Raw genomic sequence first — 20762 nt, forward strand, 5'->3', positions numbered from 1 at the left:
TCAGGTCCTCCGCTGATCCGGATGCAGCGCCGTGCCCAGGATGTGGTCGGACCGGTGGATCACGTGGTTCGCGCTCGACACCAAAAGCGGGTCGGGCTGGCCTACAACCTCGAAATCCTTGCCCGGGTAGTCGATGCTCGACAGGAAGTGCCGCATGCACGCCAGCCGGGCGCGCTTCTTGTCATTCGACTTGATCACCGTCCAGGGCGCATCCGCCGTGTCGGTATAGAAGAACATCGCCTCCTTGGCCTCGGTATAGTCATCCCACTTGTCGAGGCTCGCTTTGTCGATCGGGCTCAGTTTCCACTGTTTCAGCGGGTCGGTCTCGCGGCTGGCAAAGCGCTTGCGCTGTTCTTCGCGCGTCACCGAGAACCAGTATTTGTAAAGCCGGATGCCCGAGCGCACCAGCATCCGTTCCAGGTCCGGCGTCTGGCGCATGAATTCCAGGTATTCGTTGGGCTCGCAGAACCCCATCACCCGCTCGACCCCGGCGCGGTTGTACCACGAGCGGTCATAGAGCACGATCTCGCCAGCGGTCGGCAGATGGTCGATGTAGCGTTGGAAGTACCACTGGCCGCGCTCCGCGTCGGTGGGCTTGTTCAGCGCCACCACCCGGGCTGACCGCGGGTTCAGGTGCTCGGTGAAGCGCTTGATCGTGCCGCCCTTGCCGGCGGCATCGCGCCCCTCGAACAGCATGACGAATTTCTGACCGGTGTCCTGGGTCCAGATCTGCACCTTCAGCAGTTCGGCCTGCAGCGCCGCCTTCTGCCGTTCATAGTCGCGCCGTCCCATCTTTTCGCGATACGGATATTTGCCGGTCTCGAAGGCGCGGCGCACCTCATCGGCGGTCGGTGCCTTGGCCCGGCGCGGCCGGGCCGGCGCGCCGGCCGCCTTTGCAGGCTCGGGCGCGGCGGCGGCCCCGCCCACGGCGGCGGCCCCGCCCGTGGCATTGGGCTCGGGTTTGGTTGCAGAATTCGTCTTGCGCGCAGCAGGTGCGTCGGTCATCGGCGTCTCCTTTTCAGTCCTTGAGCGCGTTTAACAGACTTTCCCTGCCGCCGCCTTGATCCGTGTCAAGAAACGACATGCCCCGCCGCCAACAGGCTTGCCGGGCGCGACTGTGCGGCGGTCGCGCCCGGACAATGCCGAAACGTGTTCGTGCCAGCGGTGTCAGAGGATGAAATCCTCCGCCGTGACATTGGCCAGCGCGACGTCGTCGAGCCTGAGCACATCACCGTCGCCCAGCACGATATAGGTGTCGCCATTGACCTCGTAGGCCGTCGACAGGAAATCGTCGGCCGAGGCGAAGCCGTAGGCGGAGACGTCAATCAGATCGACCCCGTCCTCGAAATTGTTGATCTTGTCGAACGCACCATCGGCGCTGAACACGAAGACATCGGCGCCGAGCCCACCGTTGTAGATATCGCTGCCGGCACCGCCGTCCAGCGTATCGTTGCCGATCCCGCCATCGACCCGGTCGTTGCCGTCGCCGCCGGTGACGACATCGTCGCCGGCATCGCCGCGCACCCGGTCGTTGCCGGTGCCCCCGTCAACGGTGTCGGCACCGCGGCCGCCGCGAACCAGGTCATCCCCCGCGCCGCCGCTCACCATGTCGCTGCCGATGTTGCCGAACACCCGGTCGTCGCCGGCACCGCCCTCGACGGTGTCATCGCCGGTGCCGCCGCGCAGCCGGTCATGGCCGTTGCCGCCGTCGAGCTGGTCGTTGCCGGTGTTGCCGAACAGCCGGTCGTTGCCATTGCCGCCATCCAGCGTGTCGTCGCCGCCGAGCCCGAACAGCCGGTCCCGGCCGATGCCGCCGTCAATCGCGTCATTGCCCTCGGTGCCGCTGATCCGGTCATCGCCGTCAGTCCCGGTCACGGTTTCGCCCGCCGCGCCGCTGCCGGTGCCCGTTCCGCCGGTGCCAGCGTCACCCGTTCCCTGGTCCGGGGTGCCGTCGTCGGCACCGCCGGTGCCCGTCCCGACATCGCCCGGCCCTTGATCGGCCGTGCCGTCATCATTGCCGCCATTGGTCGGCGCCTGCTCGGCCAGCGCGGTCAGCCGGTCGGTATCGGATTGCGTCGCGGTCCGCTCGACGATGGTCTCGTTATTGGCATCCTTGCGCTCATAGACACCGCCCGCGATCGATTCCTTGGTGCCATCGGCATAACGGACCTCGATGACACTGCCGAGAACGGTCACTTCGACCACGCTGGCCGTGATCGGGCCCAAGGCGGCTTCGAACTCGGCGGCCAGGGCGGTCAGGCGGTCGATATCCGCCACGGTGGCAAAGCGCTGTTCCACGGTGTTGCCATCGGCATCCTTTCGCTCGTAGAGGCCGCCGTCAATTTCTTCACGCGATCCGTCGGCATAATCGATCCTGATCTTGCCGCCGGTCGTTTCAACAGAGGTGACAGACATTTGGTTTCTCCGGTGTTGTGGTCTGGTCCTGCCACATCCCTAGCAACCCGCGCCGCGCCGCAGCACTGGCCGAAGTCCGGCCGTTTTCCAGACCTAGGTCCGATCACCCCACGAACCGAAGCCCGGCGCCGGCGGAACGCGGCGTAGCGCTTGCCTTTGCCCCGTCCAGCGGTCAGCCTCGCCCCCATGCAAAGCCACCACATCCACCTCGCCGGCCACCCGTTCCACTACCTCACCTGGGGCGATCCGGGCCGGCCGCCGCTCCTGATGCTGCACGGATTCCCGGAATATTCCGCCGCCTGGGACGAACTTGCCACCCGCCTGTGCGATCGCTTCTTCTGCATTGCCCCTGATCAGCGCGGCTACGGCCAGAGCTGGGCCCCGCCCGAGGTCGGCGACTATACCGCCTCCAAGCTGGTCTCGGACATGGCCGAGCTGATCGATTCGCTTGGCCTCGCGCCCTGCACCGTGCTGGGGCACGACTGGGGCGCGGCCGTGGCCTATGGGCTGGCGATGATGACCCCCGACCTGGTGGCCCGGCTGATCATCGTCAACGGCGTCCACCCCGCGCCGTTCCAGCGCGCGCTCGCCGCCGGCGGCGCCCAGTCGGAGGCCTCGCAATACATCCTCTTCCTGCGTCAGGAAGGGTCCGAGGATATCCTCGCCGCCAATGATTTCGAGAAACTCACCGGCCTGTTCTCGGCCAAGATGGACCTGGCCTGGATGACCCCCGAGAAACGCACGGCCTACAAGCGCGAATGGGCCCGTCCCGGACGCCTCAAGGCCATGATCAATTGGTATCGCGCCTCGCCTTTGCACGTCGCCGCCCCCGGCGCGCCGCTCGAGGACGTCCCCGCCCTGCCGCGCGACCGGCTGATGGTGCCGCACCCCCACCTGCTGATCTGGGCCAAGGACGACACCGCCCTCCTGCCCGAGGCGACCGACGGGCTTGAAGACTTCGCCCCCGCCCTCACCCGGATCGAGATCGACGGCGCCGATCACTGGGTCTGCCACCAGAAACCGGACGACGTGGCCCGGGCGATCCTCGATTGGACTGGCTGACTCGCACTCACAAAGGACTGCATTATGCCCGCCGTGAAACCTCTTTCCACCCTGCTCACTGGGCTTTTCCTGGTTCTCAGCCCTTATGAGGTGTCAGCCCTCGAACAGTTTCATTGCAGTGTGGAAAACTTCATCGGCTTCAGTGATGACGAGAATTTCAAACGAAAAAACCGCCGAAAAACCTTCACCTTGCAGATCGAAAACAACGAGATCATGGCGTTTGTGAAATCAAAAGACTTTCGCGATTACGAAAACCGCTACGCAATCACCGCGAAAAACAAACTTGTCACAATCGCCATTAGCGATAGCGTCACCTCGCTCGACGCGCTGGTTATTCCGCCCAGACCGCGGCGCACGATCCGGCGCAAAGGCTATTTCAACGCCACCGTCGCCACGCAATCGAACCACTACCTCAACACTTGGCTTCTGCGCTGCACCGAGTAGACAGGCAGTCCGACGTCCCCGGTCCGGCGCGTTTTCGACACCCCGTCTTTGCCGGGATCTTGCCCGCCGCGCCCCCTTGCCACAAGGCCCGCCACCCAAGACGTTACGACCAGCAGCAGGCCGACGATCTCTTCCCGATCCCCAAGTCCGGTGACGACAACGCCGACAGCATCGAGGTTATCAAAGGGCTTGAAACCGTCCATCAACGCCCCGGCTTGCATATCGGCAGCATTGACGACAGGTTGACGGGGATCAAAGTGTCGACTGGGAATATCTGGGAAAATCGTTATGTTAGAAGGTGACGAAGGGTTCTTATACATCCACAAAAGGGGAGGAAATGACATGATGACGAAAACAATTGCCCTGATCTCTGCAACGGCGCTTTCCATCGTCGGTACCGCAGCTTGGGCCGAGAGTGCCGGCGAACGCGAATACCAGAACGCCTGCGCCGTCTGCCACGGCGCCGATGGTTCTGGCAACGGACCGTTGTCCAAGGTGATGAACACCAGCGCGCCCGACCTGACCCAGTTGACACAAAACGCCGATGGCGAGTTTCCGATGCTGCATGTCGTGCGCGTGATCGACGGCCGCACCGGTGTCGCCGCTCACGGCAGCGCGACGCCTGACTGGGCCGGCGGCATGCCGGTCTGGGGTGACCGTTTCGAAGCAGAGGCCGGCGAACAATACGGCACCTACGGCAAGGAACTGTTCGTGCGCGGCCGGGTCATGGTGCTTGCCGACTATCTCGAGTCGATTCAGAAGTAACGCCCGGCTCCGAGACGAGGCCCCTGCCCGGCGGCACAGTCGCTGCCGGGCGGGAGCATCGCCTGCTCTGATCCCGCGGGGCGCAGCATCTGTCTTCCCCCGCGCGCACCTGTCTGCCATAATATCTGCTAACCAAGACAAAAGAGCAGCATGATGGCCGACGATCTCCTCTCCCCCGCCGATCCAGGTGACTACAACGCCGACAGCATCGAGGTTCTCGAAGGGCTCGAGCCTGTCCGAAAACGCCCCGGCATGTATATCGGCGGCACCGACGAGCGTGCCCTGCACCACATGGTCGCCGAGATCCTCGACAACTCGATGGACGAGGCCGTTGCCGGCCACGCCAACCGCATCGAGGTCGAACTGCACGACGACTATTCCCTGACCGTGCGCGACAACGGCCGCGGCATCCCGATCGATCCGCACCCGAAATTCCCCGACAAGTCCGCATTGGAAGTCATCCTCTGCACCCTGCACGCCGGCGGCAAGTTCTCGGGCAAGGCCTACCAGACCTCCGGCGGCCTCCACGGCGTCGGTGCCTCGGTTGTCAACGCGCTCTCCGATTCCATGGTTGTCCAGGTCGCCCGCAACAAGGAGCTCTTTGAACAGCGCTTCTCCCGCGGCGTGCCGCTTGGCCCGGTGGAAAAGATCGGCACCGCCTCGAACCGCCGCGGCACCACCGTCACCTTCCACGCCGACCCGGACATCTTCGGCCATCACAAGTTCAAACCCGCGCGCCTGTTCAAATCGATCCGCTCCAAGGCCTATCTCTTCTCCGGTGTCGAGATCCGCTGGAAATCCGCCATCGACGACAATGAAACCCCGCTCGAGGCCTCCTTCCACTTCCCCGGCGGCCTTGCCGATTACCTGCGCGAAACCCTCGGGGCCGCCTCGACCTACTCGGACACCCCCTTCGCCGGCACCGTCGATTTCCAGGAGAAATTCGGCACCCCCGGCAAGGTCGAGTGGGCGATCAACTGGACACCCTCGCGCGACGGCTTCATCCAGTCCTACTGCAACACCGTGCCCACGCCCGAGGGCGGCACCCATGTCGCCGGCTTCTGGGCCGCGATCCTCAAGGGCATCAAGGCCCATGGCGAACGCGCAAACAACCGCAAGGCCGCCCAGATCACCCGTGACGACCTCACTTCGGGCGGCTGCGCGCTGGTCTCGACCTTCATCAGCGAACCCGAATTCGTCGGCCAGACCAAGGACCGGCTGGCCACGGTCGAGGCCCAGCGGCTGGTGGAAAACGCCGTGCGCGACCATTTCGACCACTGGCTGGCCAGCAACACCAAGTCCGCCGGCGCCATCCTCGATTTCCTGATCCTGCGCGCCGAGGAACGCCTGCGTCGCCGTCAGGAAAAGGAAACCGCCCGCAAATCCGCCACCAAGAAGCTGCGCCTGCCCGGCAAGCTGACCGATTGCTCCAATTCCGCCCGCGACGGCACCGAGCTGTTCATCGTCGAGGGCGACTCGGCCGGTGGCTCGGCCAAGATGGCGCGCAACCGCGAAACCCAGGCGCTGCTGCCGCTGCGCGGCAAGATCCTCAACGTGCTCGGCGCGGCCTCCTCGAAACTGGGCTCCAACGCCGAGATCAGCGACCTGACCCAGGCGCTCGGCACCGGTCTGGGCACCAAGTTCAACCTCGACGACCTGCGCTATGACAAGATCATCATCATGACGGATGCCGATGTCGACGGCGCCCATATCGCGGCGCTGCTGATGACCTTCTTCTTCACCCAGATGCGCCCGCTGATCGACGCCGGGCATCTCTACCTCGCCTGCCCGCCGCTCTATCGCCTGACCCAGGGCGCCAAACGCATCTACGTCGCCGATGACGTGGCGAAAGAAGAGGTGCTGAAAAACGGCCTCGGCGGCAAGGGCAGGATCGACGTCCAGCGCTTCAAGGGCCTGGGCGAGATGGACGCCAAGGACCTCAAGGAAACCACCATGGACCCGAAGTCCCGCACCCTGATCCGCGTCACCATTGACGAGGACGAACCCGGCGAGACCGGCGACCTGGTGGAACGGCTGATGGGCAAAAAGCCGGAATTGCGGTTCCAGTATATCCAGGAGAACGCTAGGTTTGTGGAGGAGTTGGATGTTTGAGGACTAGCTTTGCTCGAACCCAATTCGTCCTTGAGCGAAAAAGCGCGAAGCAAACTCCAAACGTCGGTAAACAGCCAACAAAATCTTAGCAACGACAAGAACATTTTGCTCCGAAATCTGAACAAGGTCGGAGTAAGCCTCAAGCTTCAACCGAGCGTCTAGTGCTTTCGAATTTGAAACAACAAAACCCAACTGCTCTTGACTCAAAGTCGGAGTTCTAGCGTTTACTTTCAGGAACCCCCCCTTACTTAGGAAGCTTCGAAGCTTGTCATGCACCTCGTGGATCTCTTTTGAGTGATCGAGGAAGTTTTGAACCAACCCCTCCAACCTTCCGAAGATTTCACTGTTCCCGATAATCTCCATATGACCCGGCGAGGCGTAGTTGATTTTGTCCAACCCGGGACGTTCCCGATAAGGCAAGGCACGACGCAAGTCAGAAAACAAGCCGCCGTAGCTTCCGCCACCCTTAAACGGTTTGGATGTGATCGCACTTTGAACTCTACTTCTCGCGACTTGGGAGACACTTTTGTCAGTCACGCGTTCAATGGAAGCTAGGAAAAGGTAAACGTCCGAGTAGCGGGAGTAGAAATCCCCGAACTCCGGCATTTCCCATTCCCCATCAACAAAAAGAACTTCTTCACCTGATTGACCTTCTTCAAACCCATAGTCGGAGGTGTGGCTGCTCGAAAACAGCCGCGGTGCCGGAAGGTGGTCTTCGGTGACTTCCCCTTCAAACAAAACGAGCTTGACTCTCTCCGACAAAATGTCATCGGCACCCGCACAGAAGAACACAGCGTCCTTTGCGTAAGTGTAAAGAAAGCGAAGGTCACATTGGCCTCTGAAGTAGCGTTTGACGACACTCGGTTTCGCGGAAACCACAATGTAGTATGCCACGTCACCATCATCGTCGGGCATTGCAGAAGCAAAAAAGTAGGATGTTCCTCTTCCTGCCTGGCGTTTCAGCAAGACAAGAATAGGGACGTCAGCCTCAATCAGCGTATCGACATATGCCGCATATCGGTTCACAGTTTCACCGTCTCAACAACAGCTTTGACAGGGTCAAATTCATCATACATCCAAAGGTGGACATGCCCCTTGGAGTTTGCAAGATGTTTGCCTGATGAAGCCGGGATATCCAAGCGAGAAGCAAACTTCCTTTTAAAGAACTGATTTTTAGCCATATTTTTTGCTGCCTTGGTATCAAAGAGCGAGCATGACGCGAAATCGCACTCTGATGCGCCCTTACGATTCGGCTTGCCGAGCTTGGCATGTGAGTCGAAATCACTTTCCACTGGGCTTTGACCTTGTATGAACCGCCACACATCAGCCAACGCATCTTCATTGGCACTAGGCGGTGGGCAACCATCGGGCAATTCTTCTCGATAATTAGTCATAGGCACCAAAGTCTTCTGTTTCGAAGACAACTATTCCCCTAAAAGGAGATTGTCAAAAAGGCGTTACCGCATCGGTAAAATGAAACGAAATTATGTCGCGTTTTGAACTCACCCCCACCGCCCGCCCCGTCAATCCATTCCTGAACCGTTCCCTGCCCCACCGGGCGCACGACGCAAACCCGACCGGAACCCGACCGGTTCCAGCCCCCTGCATTTTCCGCCCCGCACCGCCATTAACCCCCTCGCGCCGCCCCGGAAGCTCTGCTTAAAATCGGACATGCGAGTCGCTCTTTTCCTCTGCCTGCTGCTCACGGCCTGCACCGCCCGGCCCCTGTCCGAGGGCGAAAAATCCTTTGCCGATCAACTCTTTGGCGGCACCGTGCGCCCGCAAGCCGTCCGCTTCCACGACGGCGCCATCGTCGAGAAGATCACCTACCAGCGGCAGAAACGCCCGCGTCTCGCCTGCCGCGAGCGGATCTGGCCCGAACCCGACACCGACATGATCACCGTCGGCCCCGCCGCGCTCACCCTGTTCAACAAGGTTTTCTACGCTAAGCCCTATTATTCAAAGGATTATTTGCACGAGTATCCGTCGCGCCTCTACCTCTTCGCGGCGATGCTTTTTGCCCATGAACTGACCCATGTCTGGCAGTGGCAGAACCGTGAAACCACGGGCTATTCCCCGCTCAAGGTCGCCCGGGAGCATGACTTTCAGGCCGACCCCTATCTCTATGATATCACGACGGAAACCCGATTCCTCGACTATGCCTATGAACAGCAGGCTTCGATCGTCGAGGAATATGTCTGCTGCGCCGCGCTCGACCCGCAGGCGCCGCGCACCCGGCGGCTGGAGCAGCTTCTGAAGGGCGCCTTCCCGATGCAGAGCCTGCACATCCCCAACCAGATCCTGATCCCTTGGGACGGCGTCCAGACCCGCGGGATTTGCCAATAATCACAACAGCTTGGCGACCTCCTCCCTGAAGTGGTCGCCGCGCTTCTCGAAATTGTCATACTGGTCGAACGACGCCGCCGCCGGCGCCAGCAGCACCACCTCGCCCGGCTCCGCCTCGGCCGCCGCCCGCGCCACCGCCGTGCCCATGTCGCCGCACACCTCGACCTCAAACCCGTGAAGCTGAACGGCAAATTTCGCCGCCTCGCGCCCGATGACATAGGCCTTCACCACCGATCCCGCGGCCTCCAGCAGCCCGCCAAGCCCGCCATCCTTCTCCAGTCCGCCGCAAATCCAGCGGACCCGCGGGAACGCCTTCAGCGCCATTGCCGCCGCATCGACATTGGTCGCCTTGCTGTCGTTGACAAACCGCACACCGTCCTTTTCGCCGACCAGTTGCGAGCGATGCGGCAACCCGCCAAAGCTTTGAAATCCCTTCTCGATTTCGCGCGGCCCCAATCCCAGTGTCCGACACACCGCATAGGCACAGGCGGCGTTCTGGTGATTATGCTCCCCCGGCAGTCCGGCTACAGCACGCAGGTCGATCGCCCCCACCTGCCGCCCCTTGCGGTACTCGCTCAGGAACCCCTTGCGGGCAAAGACATGCCAGCCCGGGCCGGTCAGCTTCCGCTCAACCGACACGTCGATCACCCGGTCGTCCCCAACCCCCTCTGACAGCTGGTTGGCAAGAAACCGGCCCTCGACTTCGTCCACGCCGATCACGCAACGGTCGGGTCCGCCTTCCGCAAACAACCGCCGCTTGGCGGCGAAATAGCCGCCCATGCCGCCGTGACGGTCCAGGTGATCGGGCGAAATATTGGTGAATACCGCCACATCCGGCGTCAGCGCCCGGGCCAGCTCGGTCTGATAGCTCGACAATTCCAGCACCACCACGCCGCCATCGCCGGGCGGATCGATGTCCAGCACGCCCCGCCCAATATTGCCGGCCAGTTGCGCATCGCGTCCGGCGGCACAAAGCACATGGTGGATCAGCGCCGAGGTCGTAGATTTGCCGTTCGATCCCGTCACCGCCACCACCCGCGGTGCCACGTCGAACCGGTCCCACGTCGCCCCGCCCAGCGAGCGAAAGAAAAGGCCGATATCGTTGTCCACCGGCACGCCCGCCGCCCAGGCCGCGGCGATCACCCGGTTCGGTTCCGGATAAAGATGCGGGATCCCTGGCGACACGATCAGCGCCGCCACCGCTTCGAATGCCCCCGGTTTCATCAGGTCGACGCAGGCAAAGCCCTCGGCCTCGGCGGCTTCGCGCGCCGCCGCATTGTCGTCCCAGCACACAGCCTTGGCGCCTCCGGCGCGCAGGGCGCGCGCCGCCGACAGGCCCGACCGGCCCAGCCCCAGAACCGCCACCCTGACGTTCTCCACTCCCGCAACCGGGATCATCGCTCACCTCCCTCACGCCGTCCAACCCGGCGCATCAGCCACCACAGCCCGGCCACCGCCAGGAAAACCACCCCCGCCGTCCCCAGGTGGTGATGCAGCTTCAGCCGCCCCAGCATCGCCTCGATCGCCGTGCCGGCGCCGAATCCCAGCCCGGCGAAGGTGCCGGCCCAGAGCAGCACGCCCGAGGCGTCGAGAACCGCGAAGCGGCGCCAGCTTACCGCGGTATTGGCAATCAGCAAGACGGTGACGGTCTTCATACCCCAGACAAAGCGAAAGGCGAGCAGCGTCAGCACCGCGTTGCGCCCCAGCCAGCCCTGCGCCGTCGCCACCGGACCGCGGCGCAGCAACGTCCGCACCAGCCGGGACTGCCCGGCATGGCGCCCGGCCAGGAACAGCAGGTTGTCGATGAAGATCGCGCCGGCCGCCGAGGCGAGCACCACGCCCGTCAGTGGAAACATCCCGCGATGCGCCAGCACACCACCGAAGAAGGTGACCGCGTCGCCTTCCAGCGCGCTGCCCAGCGCCAGCCCGGGCAGGCCGAACGCCTGGATCAGGCCCTCGAACGTCACGCCCGCTCGCGGCGCGGCGCGGCGGGTGGGCGGGAGAGGTGCCCCGGCATTGCCTTCACCGCACCTTCAGCGTCGCCAGCCCGACCATCGCCAGGATCAGCGAGATGATCCAGAACCGGATCACGATCTGCGGCTCGGCCCAGCCCTTTTTCTCGTAGTGGTGATGGATCGGCGCCATCAGGAACACCCGCTTACCCGTTCTTTTGAAATACAAAACCTGGATGATCACGCTCAGTGCCTCGACAACGAACAGACCGCCGACGATGGCCAACACGATCTCGTGCTTGGTGGCCACCGCAATCGCACCCAGCGCCCCGCCCAGGGCGAGCGAGCCGGTATCGCCCATGAACACCGCCGCCGGCGGGGCATTGTACCACAAGAACCCAAGGCCGCCGCCGAACAGGCCAGCGGTGAAGATCAGGACCTCGCCGGTGCCGGGTACGTAATGCACGTCGAGATATTCGGTAAAGTCGACCCGGCCCACCGCATAGGCAATCACCCCCAGCGTACCGGCGGCGATCATCACCGGCATGATCGCCAGCCCGTCGAGCCCGTCGGTCAGGTTCACCGCGTTGGCGGCGCCAACGATCACGATGATTGCAAAGGGAATGAACAGATAACCGAGGTTGATCAGCGTGTCCTTGAACACCGGCAGCGCCAGCCGGTATTGCAGCGCCTCGGGATGATACATCGTTGCCCACCACGCCGCGACACCGGAAATCACAAAACCCAACAATAACCTAACCTTGCCTGGCACTCCTGCGGTGGTTTGCTTTCTCACCTTGGCATAGTCATCAGCAAACCCGATGGCGGCGAAACTCATGGTGACGAACAGCACCAGCCAGACGAAAGGATTGTCGAGCCGCGCCCAGAGCAGCGTCGAGGTCAGAAGTGCCCCGACGATCAGCAGCCCGCCCATGGTCGGCGTGCCGGCCTTTTCGAAATGGTTTTCCGGCCCATCTTCTCGGATCGGCTGGCCCTTTCCCTGGCGACGGCGCAACACGTTGATCAGCGGCGGGCCGAACAGAAAGCCGAACAGCAGCGCGGTCATGAACGCGCCGCCGGCCCGGAAAGTGATATAGCGGAAAAGGTTAAAGAAATCCCCGCCGTCCGACAGCGCCGTCAACCAGTACAGCATTCACGCGTCCCCTTCTTGGTTGGCGGCCGGATGGCCCATTTTTCGGATCGCGTCAACGACAAGACTGACCTTTGACCCTTTCGACCCCTTGACCAGCACGATATCGCCGGCATGCACCAGCCGGTGAACCCGCTCGACCAATTCGGGCGCGGTCTCGACCCAGTCCCCGCGCTGCGCCGGCTTTAAAACCTCGTGCAGATACCTCATCCGCGGCCCGACGCAATGCACCACCTGAACCGACGTCATCCAGGACAAATCGGCCAGCGCCGCATGGTCTTCCGCCTCACCGTCGCCCAGTTCCAGCATGTCTCCGAGAATGGCAATGCGGCGGCCGGCGCGCTGTCCCAGCGGGACCGTGCCTGGTCGTGCCGCCGCCAGCACTTCCAGCGCCGCGGCCATAGAGGTCGGGTTGGCATTGAAGGCATCGTCGATCAGCCCCAGTTCTGCCTCGGTCGCATCGTCCAGCACGACCATCTCGCGCGTGCCTCGCCCGGCCGGAGGCCGCCAGCGCGCCAGGTCAGTGGCGGCAATGTCGCGATCGGCGCCCAGCGCCTCCACCGCGGCCAGCACCCCCAGCCCGTTCATCGCGAAATGCCGACCCGGGCTGGAGATCTTGAAAATCAGGGGGGCGCCCCCCGCCCGTGCCTCGCAGACCGTGATCTCGTCGGCAAGCGTCACCCGTTCCAGCCGGTAGTCGCCCTGCGTCTCGCCGAATCGCACCAACCGCGCGCCGACCGCACGGGCCTTGTCCTCGAGGATGGGCGAGGTCTTCAGATCGGCGTTCAGCACCGCCACGCCACCGGGTTCCAACCCGTCGAGGATCGCGGCTTTCTCATGCGCAATCCCCTCGATCGACTCGAAGGCCTCCAGATGGGCCGGGGCCACGGTGGTAATCATCGCCACATGTGGCCGCGCCATCCTCGCCAGCGGGGCGATCTCGCCGGGGTGGTTCATGCCGATCTCGATCACTGCGAACTCGGTGTCGGCCGGCATCCGCGCCAGCGTCAGCGGCACACCCCAGTGGTTGTTGTAAGAGGCCTCGGCCGCATGGGTTCTGCCCTGCCGGCTCAGCACGTCGCGCAGCATTTCCTTGGTCGAGGTCTTGCCGACCGACCCGGTCACCGCCACCACGCGGGCCTGCGTCCGCGCCCGCGCGGCCCGGCCCAGCGCCTCCAGCGCCGGCAACACGTCATCGACGATCAACAGCGGCGCATCCGCGGCCACGCCCTCCGGGATGCGGCTGACCATCGCCGCGCCAGCCCCCTCCTCCAGCGCCTGGGCCACGAAATCATGGCCGTCTCGGACATCCTTCAGGGCCACGAACAGATCACCCGGTTTCAGCGTTCGGGTGTCGATCGAGACGCCATCGACGGCCCACGCTCCGACGGCGCGGCCCCCCGTCGCCTCGGCCGCCTCTGCGCTCGACCACAGGCTCATGCCAGCCCCCCTTCCAGCGCCGCCACCGCGACGCTGGCCTGCTCGGCGTCGTCGAAGGGCAGCACGTCGTCGCCAACGACCTGCCCGGTCTCGTGCCCTTTGCCGGCGATCAGCAGAGCATCACCCGGTCCCAGCATATCGACACCGCGCAGGATCGCCTCGGCCCGATCTCCGACCTCGTTGGCCTCGGAGCAGCCCTGCATCACCGCCGCCCGGATCGCCGCAGGATCCTCGCTGCGGGGGTTGTCGTCGGTCACGATCACCACATCGGCTGCCTCGGCCGCTGCCTGCCCCATCAGGGGCCGCTTGCTGGCATCGCGGTCGCCGCCCGCGCCGATGATTGCCACGATCCGCCCCGGCACATGCGGCCGCATCGCCTGCAGCGCGGTTTTCACCGCGTCCGGCGTATGGGCATAATCGACGAACACCGCCGCGCCATTGGCGCGCTGCGCCGCCAACTGCATCCGCCCGCGCACCCCGCCCAGGTGCTCCAGCGTCTCGAACACCCGCTCAGGTTCTTCGCCGCAGCCGATCGCCAGCCCCGCGGCCAGCAACACGTTTTCCGCCTGGAACCCGCCGATCAGTCTAAGATCGGCGCGGAACCCCTTGGCCCCCCACTTGAAAAACACTTCCTGGCCGGTCGCGTCGAAACGCTGCGCCGTGAGTTGCAGATCGGCACCCTCGGTGCGCCCCACGGCCAGCACCTTCTGGCCGCGCCCGGCGGCAATTGCCGCCATGTCGGGTCCGCGCGGGTCGTCGATATTGATCACCGCCACGCCGTCTTCCGGCAGCACCCGGGCAAACAGTCCCGCCTTGGCCTCGAAATACGCATCGAACGAGGCATGGTAGTCGAGGTGATCCTGGGTGAAGTTGGTGAACCCCGCCGCCTTCAGATGCACCCCATCGAGCCGCCGTTGCGCCAATCCATGCGAGGATGCCTCCATCGCTGCGTGCGTCACCCCGGCCTCGGCCGCCGCCTTCAGCACCCGGTGCAGGGTGATCGGCTCGGGCGTGGTATGTGCCAGCGGCGCGCTCCACGCCCCCTCGACCCCGGTGGTGCCGAGGTTCACCGCCTCATGCCCCAGCTCGGTCCAGATCATCCGGGCAAAGCTCGCCACACTGGTCTTGCCGTTGGTGCCGGTGACCGCCACCATGGTTTTCGGCTGCCGCCCGAACCACAAGGCCGCCGTATAGGCCAGCACCTGTCGCGGATCCTCGCTGATCACCAACGCCGCGTCGCTCGCCGCCAGTTCTTTCTCGGCGATCTTCGCCCCCGCCGCATCGGTCAAAATTGCCGCCGCGCCCATGCGCAGCGCATATTGAATGAACTCGCCGCCGTGCATCTTGGTGCCCGGCAGCGCGGCGAAAAGATACCCCTCTTTGACCTCACGGCTATCCACCGCCAGCCCGGTGACGCGCGCGTCACGGCCCCGCAGGGCGGTCAGGCCCAGCTCGCTCAAGGATTTCGCCTGCCCACCCATGCGCCCCGCGTCTCGTTCTGGATCAGTTCGAAGATGTCAGCGTTATACCAGCCAATTGCCCGGGCTCAACCTGCGGCCTCAGGCCCAGAAGCGGAGCCACGCGGTTGATCATTTCTGCCGCCACCGGTACTGCCGTCCAACCCGCGGTGCGCCGCACCTCACCAAGGGCCAAGGTCTCGGGCTCGTCGAGGGTTACCACCAGCACGTATTTCGGATCATGCGCCGGGAAAACGCTTGCAAAGGTGGCGATCACCTTGTCCTTGTAATAGCCGCCGCGCGGTTTCGGCTTGTCGGCCGAGCCGGTCTTGCCGCCCACCGCATAGCCCGGCACCTCGCCGAAGCTGGCGGTGCCGTCGGTCACAACTTTGCGCAACATCTCGCGCGCGGCCGCGGCCACCTGCCGGCTCATCACCCGCTCGCCATATTGCGGCCCCGCCTGCTTCAACAGCGTCGGCACCACCCTGGTGCCGCCATTGGCGACCGTCGCATAGGCTGCCGCCAGATGCATAGGGCTGACCGAAATGCCGTGGCCGTACGAGATCGTCATGGTCGAAATCTCCGACCAGTTGGGCGGCAACAGCGGTGTCGACCCCCTTGCCTCGATAATCTCGACCGGGGCCTTTTCCAACAATCCCAATGCCCCGAGGAACTCTTGCTGTCGCTTTGCCCCGACCATCTGCGCCAGCCGTGCGGTGCCGATATTCGAACTTTTCACGATGATGTCGGTGACGCTCAACTCCTTGCCGTAATTGTGGAAATCCCGAATCCTGTGCTTGCCCCACTTAAGCGGCCCGCGAATATCGATTACGGTCGACGGGTTCACCAACCCCAGTTCCATCGCCTGTGCGGCGGTAAAGATCTTGAAGGTCGAACCCAACTCGTAGACCCCCTGCACCGCCCGGTTGAACAGCGGGCTGTCGTCCGGCGCGCCCTCGGTCGGCGGCCGCGGCCGGTCGTTGGGGTCGAAATCCGGCAAGCTGACGACGCTCAAGACCTCGCCGGTCTGCACGTCCATCAACACGCTGGCCGCGCCCTTGGCGTTCATCAGCTTCATGCCGCCAAACAGCACCTGCTCGGCCGCCGCCTGCACTGTCAGGTCAAGCGACAGCTGCAACGGCTTGCCCTCCTCGGCCGGGTCGCGCAGAAAGTCGTCGAACACACGCTCGACGCCGGCTACGCCGATCACCTCGGCCGCGTCCACGCCCTCCTTGCCGAAGGAATAGCCGCCCAGTACATGCGCGGCCAGTTTGCCATTGGGGTAAAGCCGCATCTCGCGCGGGCCGAACAACAGCCCGGGATCGCCGATATCGAACACCGCCTGCTTCTGCTCGGGGCTGATCTTCTTCTTGATCCAGACGAATTTTCGCTTGCCGGTGAAGTCTTTTGTCAACCGTTTGAACTCGAGATCGGGGAATATCTTCACCAGCGCCTCGGCCACCCGCTCCGGCTCGATCATCTGCTGCGGATGGGCATAGAGGCTGTGGGTCTCGATATTGGTGGCCAGAACCCGGCCGCGGCGGTCGGTGATATCAGCGCGCTGCGCCACGATCCGCGCCGCGCTGGCCGCGGCACGCGGCTCGACCGGGTCGGAATTCGCCATCAACCCCATGCGCACGCCGATCACCGCATAGGCACAGAAGAACATCACACCCAGAACCAGAAGCCGCCCCTCGGCCCGCGCGCGGGCGCCGTCGCGCATCTCCTCGTGGCGGGCGCGGGTGTTCTCACGTTCGATTGCGTCGGGGTTTTCGCCCTTGGCGCGGGCCTCGAGAATCCGGGCCAGCGGGCGCAGCGGGGTGCGGGTCATTCGCGGCCTCCGTCGGAAGCGACGTCAATCGCATTGCTGATGTCCAGCGCCGGTTCGACCGGATAACTCACCTGGTCGATCCGCCCGAACTGCTCCGGCGACAGCGGCAAAAGACCCAGGCGCGGAAAGTTGATTTCGGCCAGTTCGCGCAACCGCTCGGGCCGGTTGAGATAGGCCCATTCCGCCCGGAGCATCCCCAACTGCTGGCGTTTCAAGCCGATCTCACTCTGCAGCGCCTCGGTCGCGCCCAGCACTTCCTGGGTCTTGTAATTCTCATGATAGGCCCAGAAGGCAAGTCCGATCACCACCAGAGATGTCATCAAGTAAAGCAGGCTTCTCATCGGCCCTTTCTCCCCAGTTGCGGCATGCCGATCGCCTTGCGGTCGACCGGCGTCGCCGGCGCTTCGGTGCGCACCGCCACCCGCAGCCGGGCCGAGCGGCTGCGCGGGTTCTCCGCCAACTCGCGGTCGTCTGGCCCGATGGCCTTGCGCGTCTTGATCTCGAATTCCGGTACGTGCACCTCTTCCGGCGCGTGACGGCTGCCGCCGCCGGTGCGCGATTTCTCGGCGAAGAACCGTTTCACCATCCGGTCCTCGATCGAATGGAAGGTTACCACCGCCAGCTGGCCACCGGGCTTCAGCGCCCGCTCGGCCGCCTCCAGCCCCTCGGCCAGTTCACCGTATTCATCATTCACCGCGATGCGCAGCGCCTGAAAGCTGCGGGTCGCTGGATGGCTCTGGCCCGGCTTCTGCCGTGGCAGCGATTTCTCAACTATTTCCGCCAGTTGCAGTGTCGATGTGATGCGCCCCTCGGCCCGCGCCCGGACGATATTGCGAGCAATCCGCCGGCTCGCCCGCTCCTCGCCGTAGTGAAACAGGATGTTGGCCAGGTCCGCTTCGTCGGCCTCGTTGACGATGTCCTCGGCGCTCGGCCCTTCCTGACTCATCCGCATGTCGAGCGGCCCGTCGGCCATAAAAGAAAACCCGCGCTCGGCCTGATCGAGCTGCATCGAGCTGACCCCCAGATCGAGCACCACCCCGTCGAGGTCATGCCCGCAGTCGTCCAGCCTTGAAAACGTGCCCCGCACCAGTTCCAAACGGTCGCCATACGCCCCGGCCCAGCTTGCCGCCATCTCGAACACCGCTGGATCACGGTCGATCGCGATCACTTTTTCTGCCCCAGCCTCCAGCAGCGCACGGGTATAGCCGCCCGCGCCGAAGGTGCCGTCCAGCCAAACGCCCCTGACCGGCGCAATCGCCCGCAGAAGCGGGCGCAAAAGAACAGGGATATGCGGGGGCTCATCGGAGGCTCGGGCAGCGGCCGCCATTATCCCTCACTCCCGGATGAACTCTGGGCTTTGTCGAGATAGATCAACGGATCGAAATCATCCGGCAGCTCGTCGAGCCAGGCTTCGGTTTTCGCCAGCTCTTCCGCCTCATAAGTTTCGGGCTTCCAGATCTGGAAGGTATCGCCCGCGGCAATGAAAAAGGCCTCGTTCTCCAGACCGATCTTGGCGCGCAGTTTCGCCGGCAACACCAGTCGGCCGGTATCGTCCACGTTGGTCGGAAATGACTGCCCATGGAACAGACGCTGCAGCATCTTGCGCTCCATCGAGCCGCGCGGCAGCGCCGCGATCTGGCCGTCGACCTCTTCGATCGCCTCCATCGTATAGCATTCCAGGTAATTCCGGCGGTGATCGCCGTAAACGATCACCAGGTTCGGGTTCAGGCCGTCTTTCCATTCCGGGTCACCCGACTCCAGAACACGGCGAAAAGAGGCCGGGATGCTCACCCGCCCCTTCGTGTCCACCTTGTGGTGGCTCTCGCCTCTGAACCTCTGGGCCACTGTCCCTCGGCCTTTCCCGTCTCGTGCCCCAGCGTCCCGGGGGCTGTGAATGAAAACGGCGGATCGATCTGCTGCCACTGATCGATCCGCCGCCCTCGTCCCGCTCTAAGCGGGTGTCCAGCTGCGCGCGCCACCTGGGGGGATGTCTGCTCGCCCGCGCGCCGGATCTCTTCGTTTCGATGAAGCGGGTGCCTGTATGAAACCTGACTTTGGGAGATTTTGTTTCGGGGTTCTTCGCTGCCCCTTCATCCCGTCCTCATCGTGCTATTAGGGATGACATGGGAATTCATGGTAATCAACAGTTTTTTCCGGGAAAGCGGCACATCATCTTGTTTCAACACCCCCTCCAAAACAAGATATAGGGGCGTCATCCGACCAATCACCACCACACTCAGCGGGAAAGCGATCCATCAACCACTAAATATGGTATGCCGCTGCTTGGAAGAATTTTTCCCATGATTTCCCGGATTTTCTTCAATACATCGCAGAAATCCGGCCGGAGTATATCCGATCCTGGTGGAAAATGCTGCGAATCACTCCGATTCAGGCAAATTGATTCGTCCCACGGCCACGGTCAGGGCTGCATGTCCCACGATTTCCCACGGCGCGCCCCACATTGTCCCGCGCCTGCCCGGGCCAGCAGTGGCCGGGCAGTCCTGCTATGGGCCGCCGAGATTGCCTGGAAAGAAGAACCGGTCGGGTCAGACCACGCCGCCGTCGATCAAGCGCCCGGCCAGCGTCGCGTAGGCCTCGGCCATCACGCCATCGCCCGCCGCCACCGGACGGCCCTCGTCGCCACCCAACCGGGTCTCGAGGTCGATCGGCAGCTGCGCCAGCAACGGCGCGCCGATCTTTTCGGCCTCTGCGGCCACGCCACCGTGACCGAACACATGCTCCTCGTGCCCGCATTTCGGGCAGTGATAGACGCTCATGTTCTCGATCAGCCCGATCACCGGCACCTCCAGCCGGTTCAGCATGTCGATCCCCTTGCGCGCATCGATCAGCGCCACGTCCTGCGGCGTCGAAACCATGATCGCACCGGCCAGCTCGCTTTTCTGGCCCAGTGTCAGCAGCACGTCGCCGGTTCCTGGCGGCAGATCGACAATCAGCACGTCGAGTTCCCCCCAGTCGACATCGGTCAGGAACTGCTGCAACGCCCCCATCAGCATCGGCCCGCGCCAGACCACCGCCTGGTCCTCCTTCAGCATCAGCCCGATCGACATCACTTTCACACCGAAGGCTTCCGGCGGCAGCAGACGATTATCCGGTCCCGATTGCGGACCGCCCGCGATCCCCATCATTCGCGGCTGACTCGGCCCATAGATATCGGCATCCAAAAGCCCCACCTTCTTACCCGCCCGCGCGAGCGCGACCGCAAGGTTGGCGGCAACGGTGGATTTGCCGACCCCGCCTTTGCCCGATCCTACCGAGATAATCTTCTTCACCCCCGGAGGCAGGATCTTGCCCTGTTGCGGCACCGGGTGGCGGCCGATCTTCAGGTCCGGCGGCGGTGCTGCCGGGGCCTTCGGCGCCGGCCCGTGCGCGGTCAGCACCGCCGAGACACCATCGGCGCCGTCGAGGTCGCCAACCAGTTTCACCGCCGCGGCCCGGATCGGCTCCATCTTCTGCGCGTCGTCCGGGGTCGGCGCCTCGATCACGAATCGCACCTGTCCGGCATCGACCGACAGCGCCTTCACCATCCCACGCGACACCAACGTGCCGCCATCGGGTACCTGGATCCGGTCAAGCTCCTCAAGAATGCGGTCGCGGGTCAGTGCCATGGTTTTCAGCCTCTCCTGGGAATTCCAACCGAACTTGTCGGTTTTTCTCTCGATTTCAAGCGCAAATGCACATTTTCAAGGCAGGTTATGAACGCAACGACCCGCAACCTACTGAAATCACGTTACCTTTACCCTGGGTCACGTATGCAAATGCTGCATGGC

Annotated in this window: 19 protein-coding genes; 5 read left to right on the forward strand and 14 right to left on the reverse strand. The window is 63.7% G+C overall.

Annotation, left to right across the window (positions count from 1 at the left end):
• Both ppk2 and NO357_RS05035 read right to left on the reverse strand, forming a co-directional pair.
• Positions 1–1005, reverse strand: coding sequence for a polyphosphate kinase 2 (ppk2, locus tag NO357_RS05030; protein ID WP_306734512.1), 1005 nt, complete (start codon positions 1003–1005; stop codon positions 1–3).
• 162 nt (positions 1006–1167) lie between these two features.
• Positions 1168–2415, reverse strand: a complete 1248-nt coding sequence (locus NO357_RS05035) for a calcium-binding protein (protein ID WP_306734513.1) — start codon at positions 2413–2415, stop codon at positions 1168–1170.
• Positions 2416–2601: 186 nt separating this feature from the next.
• Between NO357_RS05035 and NO357_RS05040 the strand changes: the two genes are divergently transcribed.
• From NO357_RS05040 to parE, 4 genes are all read left to right on the forward strand, one after another.
• Positions 2602–3477 (forward strand): alpha/beta fold hydrolase, encoded by an 876-nt coding sequence (locus NO357_RS05040; protein WP_306734514.1) that lies wholly within the window; start codon positions 2602–2604, stop codon positions 3475–3477.
• A 24-nt stretch (positions 3478–3501) separates the two neighbouring features.
• Entirely contained in the window at positions 3502–3921 is a 420-nt protein-coding gene (locus NO357_RS05045) for a hypothetical protein (protein WP_306734515.1), read from the forward strand.
• Between the two features lie 342 nt (positions 3922–4263).
• On the forward strand, positions 4264–4686 hold the full coding sequence (locus NO357_RS05050) for a c-type cytochrome (RefSeq protein WP_306734516.1): 423 nt from the start codon (positions 4264–4266) through the stop codon (positions 4684–4686).
• A 153-nt stretch (positions 4687–4839) separates the two neighbouring features.
• Positions 4840–6798, forward strand: coding sequence for a DNA topoisomerase IV subunit B (parE, locus tag NO357_RS05055; RefSeq protein ID WP_306734517.1), 1959 nt, complete (start codon positions 4840–4842; stop codon positions 6796–6798).
• 3 nt (positions 6799–6801) lie between these two features.
• Here parE and NO357_RS05060 read toward each other — a convergent pair whose 3' ends face one another.
• Together NO357_RS05060 and NO357_RS05065 are read right to left on the reverse strand one after the other, a co-directional pair.
• A complete protein-coding gene (locus NO357_RS05060; RefSeq protein WP_306734518.1) occupies positions 6802–7824 on the reverse strand; it encodes a hypothetical protein in 1023 nt (340 codons plus the stop codon).
• Positions 7821–8192, reverse strand: a complete 372-nt coding sequence (locus NO357_RS05065; protein WP_306734519.1) for a hypothetical protein — start codon at positions 8190–8192, stop codon at positions 7821–7823. Before NO357_RS05065 ends, NO357_RS05060 begins: the two co-directional genes overlap by 4 nt.
• A 277-nt stretch (positions 8193–8469) precedes the next feature.
• Between NO357_RS05065 and NO357_RS05070 the strand changes: the two genes are divergently transcribed.
• Positions 8470–9144: a hypothetical protein gene (locus tag NO357_RS05070; RefSeq protein WP_306734520.1), complete on the forward strand. Its 675-nt coding sequence runs from the start codon at positions 8470–8472 to the stop codon at positions 9142–9144.
• Here NO357_RS05070 and murD read toward each other — a convergent pair whose 3' ends face one another.
• The 10 genes from murD to NO357_RS05120 form a co-directional block, all read right to left on the reverse strand.
• Positions 9145–10542 (reverse strand): UDP-N-acetylmuramoyl-L-alanine--D-glutamate ligase, encoded by a 1398-nt coding sequence (gene murD / locus NO357_RS05075; RefSeq protein ID WP_306734521.1) that lies wholly within the window; start codon positions 10540–10542, stop codon positions 9145–9147.
• Positions 10539–11111: a DedA family protein gene (locus tag NO357_RS05080; RefSeq protein WP_306734522.1), complete on the reverse strand. Its 573-nt coding sequence runs from the start codon at positions 11109–11111 to the stop codon at positions 10539–10541. The genes murD and NO357_RS05080 overlap by 4 nt, the downstream gene beginning before the upstream one ends.
• A 55-nt stretch (positions 11112–11166) precedes the next feature.
• Positions 11167–12249 (reverse strand): phospho-N-acetylmuramoyl-pentapeptide-transferase, encoded by a 1083-nt coding sequence (gene mraY / locus NO357_RS05085; protein WP_306734523.1) that lies wholly within the window; start codon positions 12247–12249, stop codon positions 11167–11169.
• A complete protein-coding gene (locus NO357_RS05090) occupies positions 12250–13686 on the reverse strand; it encodes a UDP-N-acetylmuramoyl-tripeptide--D-alanyl-D-alanine ligase (protein WP_306734524.1) in 1437 nt (478 codons plus the stop codon). It lies immediately after the preceding gene.
• Positions 13683–15167 (reverse strand): UDP-N-acetylmuramoyl-L-alanyl-D-glutamate--2,6-diaminopimelate ligase, encoded by a 1485-nt coding sequence (locus NO357_RS05095; RefSeq protein WP_306734525.1) that lies wholly within the window; start codon positions 15165–15167, stop codon positions 13683–13685. Before NO357_RS05095 ends, NO357_RS05090 begins: the two co-directional genes overlap by 4 nt.
• Before the next feature lie 22 nt (positions 15168–15189).
• On the reverse strand, positions 15190–16974 hold the full coding sequence (locus NO357_RS05100; RefSeq protein WP_306734526.1) for a peptidoglycan D,D-transpeptidase FtsI family protein: 1785 nt from the start codon (positions 16972–16974) through the stop codon (positions 15190–15192).
• Positions 16971–17315 (reverse strand): cell division protein FtsL, encoded by a 345-nt coding sequence (ftsL, locus tag NO357_RS05105; RefSeq protein ID WP_306734527.1) that lies wholly within the window; start codon positions 17313–17315, stop codon positions 16971–16973. Before ftsL ends, NO357_RS05100 begins: the two co-directional genes overlap by 4 nt.
• Positions 17312–18301 (reverse strand): 16S rRNA (cytosine(1402)-N(4))-methyltransferase RsmH, encoded by a 990-nt coding sequence (gene rsmH / locus NO357_RS05110; RefSeq protein ID WP_306734528.1) that lies wholly within the window; start codon positions 18299–18301, stop codon positions 17312–17314. The genes ftsL and rsmH overlap by 4 nt, the downstream gene beginning before the upstream one ends.
• The gene (mraZ, locus tag NO357_RS05115) at positions 18301–18819 is read right to left on the reverse strand and encodes a division/cell wall cluster transcriptional repressor MraZ (RefSeq protein WP_306734529.1); all 519 of its coding nucleotides are present in this window, start codon (positions 18817–18819) and stop codon (positions 18301–18303) included. The genes rsmH and mraZ overlap by 1 nt, the downstream gene beginning before the upstream one ends.
• A gap of 701 nt (positions 18820–19520) precedes the next feature.
• The gene (locus NO357_RS05120) at positions 19521–20600 is read right to left on the reverse strand and encodes an Mrp/NBP35 family ATP-binding protein (RefSeq protein WP_306734530.1); all 1080 of its coding nucleotides are present in this window, start codon (positions 20598–20600) and stop codon (positions 19521–19523) included.
• Positions 20601–20762 lie beyond the last annotated feature (162 nt).

This window comes from Marimonas arenosa (genome assembly GCF_030848945.1).
GTDB lineage: Bacteria > Pseudomonadota > Alphaproteobacteria > Rhodobacterales > Rhodobacteraceae > Marimonas > Marimonas arenosa.